Source organism: Flintibacter sp. HCN-6482 (assembly GCF_037892565.1).
GTDB lineage: Bacteria > Bacillota > Clostridia > Oscillospirales > Oscillospiraceae > Lawsonibacter > Lawsonibacter aceti.
This window is the reverse complement of the sequence record NZ_JBBKBK010000004.1, coordinates 60,457-73,541: the sequence shown is the minus strand read 5'-3', so window position 1 is coordinate 73,541 and position 13,085 is coordinate 60,457. Positions and strand designations below refer to the sequence as shown.

The 13,085-nt window shown below is 58.6% G+C and carries 14 protein-coding genes; 7 read left to right on the top strand and 7 right to left on the bottom strand.

Features of this window, described 5'->3' with window-relative positions; all coding sequences use genetic code 11:
• Positions 1-33: 33 nt before the first annotated feature.
• Entirely contained in the window at positions 34-1,119 is a 1,086-nt protein-coding gene (locus WKS99_RS11910; RefSeq protein WP_340406178.1) for a DUF2974 domain-containing protein, read from the bottom strand.
• Between the two features lie 109 nt (positions 1,120-1,228).
• On the opposite strand from WKS99_RS11910, the gene WKS99_RS11905 reads away from it, so the two are divergent.
• The 4 genes from WKS99_RS11905 (at position 1,229) to WKS99_RS11890 (ending at position 3,184) form a co-directional block, all read left to right on the top strand.
• Positions 1,229-1,477, top strand: a complete 249-nt coding sequence (locus tag WKS99_RS11905) for a sporulation transcriptional regulator SpoIIID (RefSeq protein ID WP_147573246.1) — start codon at positions 1,229-1,231, stop codon at positions 1,475-1,477.
• 105 nt (positions 1,478-1,582) lie between these two features.
• On the top strand, positions 1,583-2,413 hold the full coding sequence (gene thyA, locus WKS99_RS11900; protein ID WP_340406175.1) for a thymidylate synthase: 831 nt from the start codon (positions 1,583-1,585) through the stop codon (positions 2,411-2,413).
• A 13-nt stretch (positions 2,414-2,426) separates the two neighbouring features.
• Positions 2,427-2,909 (top strand): dihydrofolate reductase, encoded by a 483-nt coding sequence (locus WKS99_RS11895; protein WP_340406173.1) that lies wholly within the window; start codon positions 2,427-2,429, stop codon positions 2,907-2,909.
• A gap of 5 nt (positions 2,910-2,914) precedes the next feature.
• Entirely contained in the window at positions 2,915-3,184 is a 270-nt protein-coding gene (locus tag WKS99_RS11890) for a hypothetical protein (protein ID WP_340406171.1), read from the top strand.
• A 37-nt stretch (positions 3,185-3,221) separates the two neighbouring features.
• On the opposite strand, the gene WKS99_RS11885 is transcribed toward WKS99_RS11890, so the two are convergent.
• The gene (locus WKS99_RS11885) at positions 3,222-4,364 is read right to left on the bottom strand and encodes a 5-bromo-4-chloroindolyl phosphate hydrolysis family protein (RefSeq protein WP_340406169.1); all 1,143 of its coding nucleotides are present in this window, start codon (positions 4,362-4,364) and stop codon (positions 3,222-3,224) included.
• 308 nt (positions 4,365-4,672) lie between these two features.
• Between WKS99_RS11885 and WKS99_RS11880 the strand changes: the two genes are divergently transcribed.
• A complete protein-coding gene (locus WKS99_RS11880) occupies positions 4,673-6,625 on the top strand; it encodes a VanW family protein (RefSeq protein WP_340406167.1) in 1,953 nt (650 codons plus the stop codon).
• A 21-nt stretch (positions 6,626-6,646) separates the two neighbouring features.
• Positions 6,647-7,324 (top strand): DUF2461 domain-containing protein, encoded by a 678-nt coding sequence (locus tag WKS99_RS11875; RefSeq protein WP_147573257.1) that lies wholly within the window; start codon positions 6,647-6,649, stop codon positions 7,322-7,324.
• 683 nt (positions 7,325-8,007) lie between these two features.
• Here the strand turns inward: WKS99_RS11875 and WKS99_RS11870 are convergent.
• The 5 genes from WKS99_RS11870 to WKS99_RS11850 form a co-directional block, all read right to left on the bottom strand.
• Positions 8,008-8,784, bottom strand: coding sequence for an enoyl-CoA hydratase-related protein (locus WKS99_RS11870; protein ID WP_340406164.1), 777 nt, complete (start codon positions 8,782-8,784; stop codon positions 8,008-8,010).
• A gap of 100 nt (positions 8,785-8,884) precedes the next feature.
• The gene (locus WKS99_RS11865) at positions 8,885-9,628 is read right to left on the bottom strand and encodes a hypothetical protein (RefSeq protein WP_340406162.1); all 744 of its coding nucleotides are present in this window, start codon (positions 9,626-9,628) and stop codon (positions 8,885-8,887) included.
• 5 nt (positions 9,629-9,633) lie between these two features.
• Complete coding sequence (locus WKS99_RS11860; protein WP_262670158.1) at positions 9,634-10,326, bottom strand: hypothetical protein; 693 nt, start codon at positions 10,324-10,326, stop codon at positions 9,634-9,636.
• Between the two features lie 12 nt (positions 10,327-10,338).
• Positions 10,339-11,226 (bottom strand): ABC transporter ATP-binding protein, encoded by an 888-nt coding sequence (locus WKS99_RS11855; RefSeq protein ID WP_147573265.1) that lies wholly within the window; start codon positions 11,224-11,226, stop codon positions 10,339-10,341.
• Positions 11,220-11,603 carry a GntR family transcriptional regulator gene (locus WKS99_RS11850; protein WP_147573267.1) on the bottom strand — a complete coding sequence of 128 codons (384 nt, stop codon included), beginning with the start codon at positions 11,601-11,603 and terminating at the stop codon, positions 11,220-11,222. Before WKS99_RS11850 ends, WKS99_RS11855 begins: the two co-directional genes overlap by 7 nt.
• Positions 11,604-11,966: 363 nt before the next feature.
• Here WKS99_RS11850 and WKS99_RS11845 point away from each other — a divergent pair, with 363 nt between their 5' ends.
• A complete protein-coding gene (locus WKS99_RS11845; RefSeq protein ID WP_240288397.1) occupies positions 11,967-13,049 on the top strand; it encodes a hypothetical protein in 1,083 nt (360 codons plus the stop codon).
• Positions 13,050-13,085: the final 36 nt, after the last annotated feature.

Genomic DNA, 13,085 nt, shown 5'->3' with positions numbered 1-13,085 from the left:
CCGCCCATGGAAACATGGGCGGCTCTTTTGCGTTCAGGGCACGTTTTCCCTCCATACTGAAGCGGCCGACCGGGCCAGCTGAATCAACCCCTCGGCCAGCGTCCGGCGGGTCCCGTCCCGGTCGTCCGCCAGAGAGCGCAGGGCGGCCTGGAGGCTCCTGGGCTGAAGCAGGTCGGCGGTGGTGCTGGCCTCTCCGGCGGACAGCAGCTGAAAGAGGGAGTCCACGAACTGACTCCGCTCCTGGGGGGACAGACCGGCCAGCCAGCCCTTAATAGCCTGGTCGGCCATCCGGCTGCCGGGAGTGATCTCTTCCGCCTGGACGAAGGAGCCCCCCTCCACCTCCCAGGAGTAAGGGTCGTGCTGGAGCAGGCCGATTTGGCGGCTCCGCACCACGGTATGGGGCTCGTCGTGTTCCAACAGCAGTCCCACCACTGAGGACTGGGGAATGAAGGTGTGCAGCCGGGTCAGCAGCTCCTGGTAGCCCGGACTGTCCAGCACCAGCCGGGTGAAGCCGGGGCCGTCGTTGTTGTAGATGGCCAGGATCCGGTCCCGCACTTTGATCCGGGCCAGGGTGCCGGCAAAGACAGCCAGATTGCCTCCCTTGGAGTGGCCGCCCAGCCGGAGGGAGCCAGGAAAGAGAGAGGCAAACCGCTCCACATAGTCCAGGGCCGCCTGTTGGGCGGGGACAGCGTCCAGGAAGCTCATGCTGAAGTCCTCCTTCCAGCCCACTAGGGTGGCGTCGGTGCCCCGGAAGGAAAGAAAGGCGGAGCCATCCTCCAACAGAACGGCGATGGCGGCGAACTGCATCTCCTCCTCCGGAACAAAGCGGTCCTGAGCGAAGGCCAATCCCAGGGGAGAAAAGCGGCGGCATCGGGCCAGAGCGGCCAGTAGCTTTCGGTCCGAAGGGCATCGGACACGGCCTCGCCGCCCCTCTGGCAGGGCCAGATAGGTTTCCGCCGCCTTTCCAAGAGAGATAGGACCGCGCAGGTCTGGAGGGACCAGGTTGTCGAAGTGGACATAGGACAGGATGGACAGAATCAGGCCGTCCACCGGGTTGAAGGGGGCCTGGCTCATGGGGATATCTCCCCGCCAGGCCAGGTAGTCGAACAGATCGGACAAAGGTTTCAGGCTCCTTTCCGGGGAAAACGGCGTCCTCCAGCCCCCTTTCCCGCATATCCCCGCCCACCACCGCATAGGATGGACCAACAAGAGGCGGGGAGTGTTGTTTTTGAAAGGAAACATGGAGGAGCGGGCCCAGCGCCTAGCTCTTTACATCATAGAGAACCGGGCTACGGTCCGTACCGCCGCACAGAAGTTTGGAATCAGCAAGAGCACCGTACATAAGGACCTGGCCGAGCGGCTGCCTGTATTCAACAGGACACTCTACCTCCAGGTCAAGGGAGTCCTGGAGGAGAACAAGGCCGAGCGGCACATTCGGGGGGGGATAGCCACCCGGAAGAAATACAAAGGGGCCTGAGGACGGACAGTGGATCGGGGACGCCAGCGGGCGGCCCCGATTGCTTTTTGCTTCCTCCTATGATATCATATGCCTGAATGTGAATCTTGAAGGGGGACAAGGCCCATGAGCTACGCAGACCAGATATTCATCCAGAATTGCAGGGAGATCCTATCCCATGGGGTGTGGGATACGGACCGGGAGGTGCGCCCCCGATGGCAGGACGGCACGCCCGCCCACACCGTCAAGCTGTTCGGCGTGGTCAACCGTTACGACTTACGGAAGGAATTTCCCATTCTGACGGTCCGGAAGCAGTTCCTGAAGTCAGCGGTGGATGAGTTGCTGTGGATCTGGCAGAAGAAATCCAACAACATCCATGAGCTGAACAGCCATGTGTGGGACGCATGGGCAGACGAAAACGGCTCAATCGGCAAGGCATACGGCTATCAGCTGGGGGTGAAGCACCACTACCCCCAGGGGGATATGGACCAGGTGGACAAGGTGCTGTGGGACCTAAAGCACGATCCAGCCTCCCGCCGCATCATGACCAACCTGTATAACCACCACGACCTTTCCGAGATGGCCCTCTACCCCTGCGCTTACTCTATGACCTTCAATGTGTCGGGCCGCACCCTCAATGGGATCTTGAATCAGCGCAGCCAGGATATGCTCACCGCCAACGGCTGGAACGTGATGCAGTATGCCGTTCTCCTGCACATGCTGGCCCAGGTATCCGGGCTGGAGGCGGGGGAACTGATCCACGTCATCGCGGACGCCCACATCTATGACCGTCATGTGCCCGTAGTGGAGGAGCTGCTGGAGCGGGAGCCCTATGAGGCCCCCCGGTTTATCCTGGAGCCCTCCGTCACAGACTTTTACAGCTTTACCCCCTCCAGTGTGAGGCTGGAGGGATATCAGGCCCATGCCCTGGATCAAAAGATCCCGGTAGCCGTATAGAGGGGGATCTGCTATGGAACTGATCGTGGCGGTGGACCAGAACTGGGCCATTGGGCGGGGAGGGGATCAGCTGATCTACATCTCCCAGGACCTCAAGCGGTTCAAAACGTTGACCACTGGGCACCCGGTAATCTTGGGCCGAAAGACCCTGGACACCTTTCCCGGCGGCCGCCCCCTAAAGGGACGCAGGAACCTGATTCTGTCCCGCAGCCCCGGCTTCGCCCCGGAGGGGGCGGAGGTGTATCTCGACATGGACGCCCTGCTGGCCGCGGCGCCGGAGGATAGCTTTGTAATCGGCGGCGCTTCGGTGTACCGGGCCCTCCTGGACCAATGTTCCACCGCCTATGTGACGAAAATAGAAGCTGCCTTCCCGGCGGCTGACTGCTGGTTCCCCGACCTGGATAGCCGTCCGGAGTGGAGGATATCAGAGGAGAGCGAATCCCAGGAGGAAGATGGAGTCAAGTTCCGGTATGTGACTTATCGAAAGGAGGAATGACGACCATGAAAAAACTGATTGCGGCCGGGCTGGCCTGTGCTCTGACACTGACTGTGGGGGGCACTGTGTTTGCCCACCATCAAGGCCGGACGGAAATATCCGCCCCCTGGATCCACTGTGATGGGGACGGCGACGGCCTATACGGTCGCTGTGCTGGCCGGCGGGATATGAACTTCACAGATGAGGATGGGGATGGTGTCTGTGACAACTGGATAGGCTGTCAGACGCCCGGCCGGGGCGAACACCACGTCAGCGGCCGTCATCACCATGGGTAAGTAAAAAGATTCCGGTACCAGCGGTACCGGAATCTTTTTACAGTCCTAGTGTCATACCCTCCTGGCCGGACAGTCCGTCTTTGGCCAGCATCCGCTCCAGCACCTCTACATCGGCGGTGATGTCCATGGCGTCCCCCTGGAAGAGGAGATCCAGCTGCTTTTCAAAGCCATCCACCACCTTATCCATCATACCCTCTATGCGTTCCATGGCGGCAGCGATGTTCTCTCCGGATACCTCCTGGTCCTCCAACTGTCCATAGGCCCGGAGGATTTTCAGGGTGGTGGGCAGGTAATAGCTCAAAAAGCTATGGAGTTGGGGAGAACTCTCCGGATGGGATTTCTGATAGTCCAGGATTTTGGCGGTGATGACCCCGATCCGGTCGATCTGGGCAGACAGCTTCTCGTTGTCCACGGCCTCGTTGACTGCCCGTATCTCTGTCAGAATGGCGTTCTCCTCCTGGTGGAGAGGCTGGGAGGGAGCCTCCTCCTTGGGCTGGGAATCGGACAGCCCATCAGCACTGAGGACCAGCCGGTCCCCACCATAATCCAAAAAGCCTTGGGGCAGGATCCCCTCCCCCAGCATATCGGCCAGATCGTCCCGGACCCGGCGGGGAGGCAGCCCGGAAGCGGAAGCCAGGGTGGATATGGCGATGGACTGCCGGGTCCCAATGACAGCCAAGTAATTGCGGTAGCGTCGAGCCTCCTTGTTTTTTCGTACGCCGGCCCATAGGCAGCCGAGGCCGCCGCAGGCGAAACACAGGGGAACGAGGATGCCTGACAGATACCAGCTAATATCAGGAAGCATCCACAGATTTTCTACCCCGTTGATTAGAGTGATCATTCCAAAGCAGATGGACAGAGCGCCGCCTACCTGTGTCAATCCCTTGCCGTCCTTGACCAGTTTAGACAGCGGGTCCTGCTGGGCCTTGGATTTTTTTCTTCCCTTTCCCTTGGATGTGGACGGCTCCTCTTGGAACGTGGTCGTTCTAGCCCCCACAGGGGCGGCCTGGTCTCGCTGGGTGTAATAGGGGTGCCGGCCGCGCTTTCCCCTGCCCATCAGCTTGAGTACGATCATCAGAATTGCCACGGGAGCGGCGACTCCAGTGAACAGCAGTACGGCGGCAATCGCCCAATAGGCCATATCCCCCGATCTCTCATTTCCCTTGTTGGTGTTTGCCACAGTCAGTCCCCCCAGCGGATGCTTATATCTTTATCATAGCAGGTCTTTCCCAAAATGGAATTTAAATTTTCTTAAAAATCAATGAATGGGTCCAGCGCTACTATCATACAGTAGCGGCGCATAAAAGTAAATGGCAGACGCTTTTTTTCCTAACAAGGGAAAAAGGTGCAGAAAAAGGCATCAGGTTGTAACTGTTCTGTAATTGTATCAGGCAAGTTTGGGTGATATAATAAACGCAGTTGGCTTTTTGCCCAGATAGAAAATAGAGGGAGGCCCTGTCACAATAAGGGCTTCCTTGGAGGGATAGCATGGAAGGCGAGCGCGTGATGAAGGCGCCGGAGAATGGAAAAAAGAAAACGTGGCTTATCGTGACAGGCGTAGTTCTGGGTGCGTTGCTGGCGGCATATCTGGGGCTGTGCGCCTGGGTGGGAACGATGGACCGGATCTTTCCCAACACGACCATCGCCGGCCTGGATGTGTCCGGCATGACCGTAGAGCAGGCTCGGAAGGCGCTGGATCAGGCCATGGCGGAGCATGGAGATGAGATTGCCGGGACTATCACCTACGGGGAGTGGCGGGGCACCATCACCGCCTCCCAGATGAACTATGACTGGTCCGCCTCGGCGCAGGCGGCCTATACAGACGGCAGAGATCACTTTCTGACCCAGGGAGGGCAGTACGCCGCCAGACTTTTGGGCAAACAGTGGTCGGTGGAAACCAGAAGTATGGAAACAACAGAACTGGAGCGCCTGCTGGACCAGATGGAACAGGATCTGGACGGTGATGTGACCAGAGCCGCCTGGCGTCTGGAGGGGGACCGTTTGGTGATGACCAAGGGCCGCACCGGGGTGAGCTTGGACCGGGAGTCTGCCCGGGAGGGAGCTTTTTCCGCGCTGGAGGAGGCGATGGAGCAGAAGCTGGGTGGCGGCCAAGAGGGGAACGCGGAGGTGGAGCGGCAGCTTTACCCCGAGGAGATACCTCCCCAAGAACCCGACTTTGATGAGATTTATACTCAGTTCCATACCGAGCCGGTCAGTGCCCAGATGGACCCGGATACCTTTCAGATCACCGACCATGTGGTGGGGGTGGACTTTGACGTGGATGCCCTGAAGGCCGCCTATGAGGGAGCCGCGGAGGGGGAGACCTTCTCTATCCCCGTTACCTTGACCCAACCCAAGGAGACTAAGGCGAGCCTGGAAGAAAAGCTGTTTCAGGACCTGCTGGGGGAGGGAACCACCAGGGTGACTGGCTCGGCCAACCGCAAGTTCAACGTCAAGCTGTCCGCCGAAGCCTGCAATAACGTGATCCTCCTACCTGGACAGGAGTTCTCCTACAACAATACCACCGGCAGCCGCACGCCGGAAAAGGGCTATAAAAACGCCCCCACCTACCAGGCCGGAAAGTCGGTGGACGACATCGGCGGAGGCATCTGCCAGACCTCCTCCACCATTTACTATGCCGTTCTTCATACCCCGCTGGAGGTCGTGGAGCGGCACGACCATCAGTTCAATACTGGTTATGTGGATCTGGGCATGGACGCCACGGTATATTTTGGTTCTCTGGACTTCCGGTTCAAAAACAATACCGAGTACCCCGTCAAGATCGTGACCAGCAGCTATGACTCCAACGGGAGCCGGTATTTGAATGTGAAGATCTATGGTACCAACCCCGATGGCATCTACGCCATCCCCAAGAGCAGCGTCTTTGACAAAGTGGCGCCCACCACCAAGTATGAGCCAGACCCCAGTGTTCCCCAGGGTACCCTGGTGCTGGATAAGGAGCAGTACGCTTACACCGGCTGGAGCGCCCACACTTATCGGTATATTTACGACAAGGACGGCAATCTGTTGGAGAAGCAGGATATGGGGAGCAGCAAATACAGTATGCGCCCCAACCTGTATCACTATAACCCGGCCGACGGCGACCCCAGCACCTGGCCAGACGGCAAGCCGCCGCAGCCCGGCACTGACCCTGGGACAGAGGTTCCTGTGGACCCCAGTACGGAGACCGGAGGGACAGCAGGCCCCGGCACAGAGGGCGGAGCCGTCCCCGGTACCGGAGAAGGGGAGGCTGGGACGGACCAGCCCGCACAGGACCAGCCGGCATCTGAGCAGACGGACGCCGGCGAGAGCGACCAAACCCAGACGGAGGGAGTGAGTGGTGGAGAGCGGCCCTCCGACCAGTCCGGCCAGGAGCAGGAAGAACCCTCCAGCCAGGGTGAGGAGGCATCCTCTGGCCAGAATACGGAGGCGGCGACCTGACAGACAGAGAGGAAGAGGACGATGTTCCAAGGATTTTCCCAGGGTGCCATCGATTTTCTGTGGGGCATCCGTTTCAACAACGAGCGAGGTTGGTTTTTAGCCCACAAGGAGGAATTCCTGACTCTGGTGGACGCCCCCATGCGGGAGCTGGCCGCTCAGGTGAGTCAGGCCATGACGGAAGAATTCCCCAAGCTTGGACTGGAGCTGAAGGTGAGCCGTATCTACCGGGATGCCCGGCGGCTCTTTGGCCGCGGGCCCTATAAGGACCACCTTTGGTTTTCCCTCCGCCGCCGGAACGAGAACGAGGGGGCGGAGCCCAGCTTCTACTTTGAGATCGCCCCGGAGTATTACAGCTATGGCATGGGAGCCTGGGATTTGCCTCCGGTAACCATGGCCAAGCTCCGGGCCCGCATCGACCGGGACCCAAAACCTCTGGAGAAGCTGGCCCGAAGGCTGGAGAGGCAGGGGGAATTTGCGCTGGAGGGCCGGCAGTATAAGCGGCCCAAGGGGGACCCGGGAAAGCTTCTGTTTCCTTGGTATAACAGTCGTCAGCTGGTCATCTCCAGCGACCACAACTGTGAGGGCCCCCTGTTCGGCCCTGAACTGGCGGACCAGGTGCTGGAGGGGTTTCGATTTCTGGTGCCCTATTACCAGTATCTCCAGACATTGGCCGGGGACGCGCCTCCGCCTGAGATCTGAATACAGAGAAAAAGCGCTCCGGCCTCGGCTTGGGGCGCTTTTTGCAGGACGGTGGTTTGAGACTTGTGCTGTAGAGCTGACGGCACAGAAAATTTTGAAAATTTCTCACAAATACTATTGACAATAGAGTGGAGATGTGGTACATTATAACCAGAAAGGATGAGTCCAATGTATTAAGAAAGTCCCCGCACCTGATGCTGTGATGCAAGGCCGAGAAGCATAAAAATCAGAAAGAGGAGAACAAGAAGAACATTTGAGGAAAGTCCCATATGCCAATGACATCGGACAGAAAGAATCTTCTCGGAGCGGAAACACCAGCACAGGGACATACCACAGAGCAAGGTCAGGTATATGTTCCGCCGCAAGATGCCTCACATATGAGGAAGAGCCGCAGAAGCGGCCACAATGATTTGGGAGAGATACAAGGACCGGGACCGGCGAGATGTGGTATGGCGATTCTGTAGAAAGAGAGGTAAACAATTGATGTTAGATAACAAGAACCACCAGAAATGACCCTTGGCTGCAACGGATTACGAAACGGGCAGTCAAGGGTCATTTCTTTTTCAAAGAGCACCGTGGACAGGCGGGGAGCTGGAGGTGTGGAGCCAAAGGGCTCTTTTTTTATGCCCATTTTGAAAAAGAGAAAGCCCGCCGTTTTCAGGCGGGCTTTCTTTCTGGAGAGATCAGCGGTTTTTGAAGGAGGTGAGCTTCTCCTTATTGACGAAGGCGCGCATGGCGTCCTTCTGGTCCTCGGTGGCAAAGCAGAGGCCGAAAGCCTCGCTCTCATAGGCGGCACCGGTGTAAATATCGGTCTGGAGCCCCCGGCGGATGGCGGACTTGGACTGGCGGACGGCTACCTGGGCGTTGGATGCAATGGCGTTGGCCAGCTCCAGCGCCTTGTCCATCAGCTCATCGGGGGGATAGACATGGCTCACCAGGCCCAACTCCTTGGCCTCGGCGGCGCCGATGGTCCTGGCGGTGAGGATCAGCTCCATAGCCTTGGAGATGCCCACGATCCGGGCCAGACGCTGAGTTCCCCCAAAGCCAGGGGTGATCCCAAGACCTACCTCCGGCTGGCCAAACTTGGCCTTTTCACTGGCGAGGCGGATGTCGCAGGCCATGGACAGCTCACACCCGCCTCCAAGAGCAAAGCCGTTGACGGCCGCAATGGTGGGCTTGGTCAGAGTTTCCAGCTTTAGAAAGACCCCATTGCCGTAAGCGCCGAATTTCTTGGCCTCCACGGAAGTGAGGGTGGACATCTGGCCGATGTCCGCGCCGGCTACGAAGGAGCGGCCGGCTCCGGTGACGATGGCCACCAGAATATCCTCACGCTCCTCTACCTGGTCCAGGACGGCGTCCAGATCCCGAAGTACCTGCTCATTCAGCGCATTGAGGGCATCGGGCCGGTTCATGGTGATGATGCCCACGGGGCCCTTCTGCTCAAGGGTGACAAAAGACATAGCTTGTTTCCTCCTTGTTTTTGTTCCGTGTTAAGGATCATTTTGCCTGTTTGCTTGTATTATAGCCTATCCTGAACAGAACAGCAAGGGGAAAGTGGCGTCATGACCGGACTGCCGCGTGAAGCAGGGACCAGAAGGACCAGATCACACCTACTACAGTCAGCGCCACCCAGAAAACTACCATGATCTGGCTCATATCGCCGATGAAATAGGCGTTTCTACCCACCAGCTGGGGGCCAAAACAGGCCGCCATCCAGATACCCCAGATGATCCAGCCACCCTTGGCGCCGTAGCGCTGCATGATTGCGCCGATAATGAGGCCGCAGGATAGAGCAAAGACCAGAATGGCGGGCCACCACCACCAGTTCGGGGTGAAGTCCTCGATAAATAGAGTGCTCTCCCAGGCGGGGTCCACAGGAGCGCCTAGACTGGGCTCGGGCATAGGAGAGATGCCCTCCAGGGACAGCCCCGGCAGGCCGGTCAGTTTCAGCCACAGTACCGGGGACACCATATGCTCCAGTGCGGTGAGCAGAGCGGCCATGCCCATGGAGCAGACACCCATGAATAGGCTCCTCCCCAGCTCCATCCCCAGGGCTCGGCGGCGGGTCTGGCCAAAGCGGATGGCCTGTTCAAAGCTCACCCCCATAGCCGCTACCGTTACAACCAGAGCCATAATACCCGCCACGATGGGAAGTACGGTCCCGGAGATCATGATGCCGCTGTTCTCAGCGGAGAGGAGCAGGACCGCGGCTATCACGCCCTGGATCAACACAAATAGTCCGGTTACCACGCCCAGACACAGAAACAGGTCGTCCAGGTTGAGCCGTATCACTTTTTTCAGCATCCCGATCACCTCACTGCAAAACGGAAAATCTGCCGCCATATAACGACTTCACCAATGGCCAGCGTCGCTAACATTCCGATGGTCAGAATGGCGGGCAGGCTGCCCCACATACCACTCCAGGCGCTGCCCATCAGAAAGGACCAGGCGTCCAGATCGGCCATGAGGGCCAGGAGGAGGGAGCCTATGAGCAGGGCGATGACGGACACGGAGAGGATGACGGCGCCCCAGACCTTGGACTTGGCGGACACCAGCCCGCCCAGACAGCCCAGCACCAATATGGTCAAACATACTAGAGGGAACACCCACAGCGTCCCTCCGTAAAAGGCCCGAATCAAAGTCCAACGGCCCTCCTCAATCCAGCCACCCAACTGGGGCAGAGCAGCCAGCAGGACTTGCGCGGCCCAGCAGAACCCAGTGTACACGACCAGCACTCCCTGCACGGCCCAGAAGAAGTCCCGCCGCCGGGCCCCAAAGGACAGCCCCAGATTCAGGTTGCTGGTGCACAGGGAAAAGGCGAAAAGGAATAGGACGAACAGGGTGACCAGGGGAAAGGCGCCATAGTAGGTAGCGAACAGATTGCTCGCCCCACCGGGCACCCCGGTGGCGTAGCAGCCCACTACTACAAGGACGGCGAAGCCCAGCAGGCAGGCCAGATTGATCCAGGCGAACTGGAAGAGAAAGCGAAAGGATTTCAACATTGGTGTCCCTCCTCACTGGGTGTCCCCATGTCCGCACAGGGCCACAAACACGTTCTGAAGGTTCATGGGGGACACATCTACATCGGCCTTGAGGGCGTCCTGGAGCTTAACTCCGCTCCCCCGGACGGCTGCGGTCTTGTGCCGGCCCATCTGATGGGTGGACAGCACCTCCAACCCGGCGCATACCTGATCTACCACATCCTCATGGCCGGAGATGTAGCGGAACTGGCCCACCAGCTCCTCGGTGGGGCAGTTTTCCAGGATACGGCCCTCATCCAGGATGATGACCCGCTCAAAGACGGAGGCGGCCTCCTCGATGATGTGAGTGGACACCAGGAAGGTCCGTCCGGTCTGGGCGAAATCGTCCAGCAGAAGCTGGTAAAACCGCTCCCGCATCACCACATCCAGTCCCGCCGCCGGCTCATCCAGGATGGTGATGGGAGACCGGCTGGCCAGGGCGATGAGGATGGTCACCATGGACATCTGCCCCTTGGAGAGCTGACAGATCTTCTTTTTCTCGTCCAGCTTAAATTCCTCTAATAGCCGCTGGGCGTATTCCCTATCCCAACCGGGGTAGTAGATGGCCGCAGAGCGGAGATAGTGGCGGATTTTCAGATTGTTCTGCCCGGAGAACAGGGTGGGCTGCAGCTCGCGGGAGAAGCAGATGTTGTCCAGTGCCGCCTGGTTTTCCCAGACGGGCTGTCCGTCGTAGGTCACCTCGCCCCGGTCCTTGGTGTTCTGGGCGGTGAGGATGCCCAGCAGAGTGGTCTTGCCCGCCCCGTTCCGGCCGATCAGGCCATAGATCTTGCCTGGTTCTATTGTCAGGTCCAGATTATGGAGTACCTCTTTGTCCTTATAGGATTTATACAGACCCTGAGCCTTTAAAATTCCGGTCAGCATGATTGCTCTCCCTCCTTGATCGCACGGTCCACCATAGATAGCAGCTCCTCTCCGGTCAGAGAGATGGCGGTTCCCTCTTTGACCAGCGGTTTCACAAATCCGTCGTAAAAGGCGGCCTTCCTTTTTTGTTTCACAGTATCACCTGCTCCTGGGGATACGAACATACCGATCCCTCTTTTTTTGTATAAGATCCCATCGGCCACCAGCATATTGATGCCCTTGGCCGCCGTGGCTGGGTTGATGTTATAGCCCCGTGCCAGCTCATTGGTGGAGGGCACCTGCTCCTCCTCCTGGTAGATCCCCCGTAAGATGTCGTCCTCTAGCATCCGGGCAATCTGTAGATAGATCAGGGACTGATCGTTCAGGATTCCATGCACATGATCACCTCCATAATTGTTTCCTCCGCGCGGCGGAGAGCATCCAGGAGCCGTTACAGCAAAATGCTATAGACCGCAACGATGAAATAGCGCAACAGGCGATACCGCCCCTCTACTTTTTGTGCTCTTTTATCCAGACGTTGATTTTTCCATGAGATAGTGCCCCTCTTCTGGACCTTAGGCTCCCATACGCTTTCTGTTCGTTGGTTAATTACTTGTGTAATTAACCATATCACCGATGAGGAGAAAAGTCAAGACCTTTTTGTACATAAAAAAGAGACAGGGGAGGGGGGCAGCTTCCTCACCCTTTGGGCCGCCGCGGCATAGTCTGGGGTACAGATTCGTTGATACGGAGGGTCGGTCATGACTTCTTTGCCTAAAATCCAATATTTTTTGGGGGCCAATTCCCCCACTGGTTTTTACTCTCTTTACCCTGAACTCATCCAGCCTGAACGGGCCCGGACTATCTATATCCTAAAGGGCGGTCCGGGCTGTGGAAAATCCACCCTGATGCGCCGGGTAGGGGCCCGGATGGAGGAGGAAGGTCTGGATACCGAGTACATCCTATGCTCCGGAGATCCGGATTCGCTGGACGCGCTGCTGCTCCCCCAGCTAGGGGTAGCCCTGGTGGACGGGACCGCTCCCCATGTGGTGGAGCCCAAGTATCCCGGCGTAGTGGACCGGTATGTAAACATGGGGGACTGCTATGACAAGGAGGGGTTGGCGGTCCGACGCCAGGAGATCATGTCCTGTATGACGGGCTATAAGGGCTGCTACCAGCGGGCCTATCGATGCCTGGGGGCGTCGGCGGAGATCTTCGAGGATGTGCGGTCCACTCTACTTACTGACGTTCTGGGGGAGAAGCTGGCCAAACGAGCCCATGGTATCCTGTCCCGGGAGTTCAAAAAGCGTAAAGGCGTCCAGAGCGGACAGGTAAAGCAGAGATTCCTGGGCGCGGTGACACACAAGGGAGCGATGACGCTGTTTGATACAGCGACCGCCCAGTGTGACCGGATCTATGAGCTGGTGGACAGCTACGGCTTGGCCCATGAGCTGCTGGTCCATATCCTGGCCGGAGGGGCCGCCGGGGGCTATGACATAGTGGCCTGCCCCGATCCCATGGCCCCTGACCGGCTGGCCCACCTGCTGGTGCCGGAGCTGGGGCTTGCCTTCCTGACCTCTACCTCCGTCCTGCCCTTCCCAGGGAGCCCATACCGCCGGATCCGGCTGGACGCGGCCGCGGATCGGGAGATCCTCCGGCACAGCCGGCCCAGACTTCGCTTCGCCAAAAAGGTGTCCGCCGCTCTGGCGGAGGAGGCGGTGGAGTCTCTGGCCCAGGCCAAGGCCATGCACGACGACCTGGAGGCCCTCTACAACCCCTTTGTGGATTTCCAACTGGTAGACCAGATGGCACAGTCTGTAGGGGACGAGATCCTGAAAATATAAAGAGAGTCCCCGGTATCCTGTCTGGATACCGGGGAC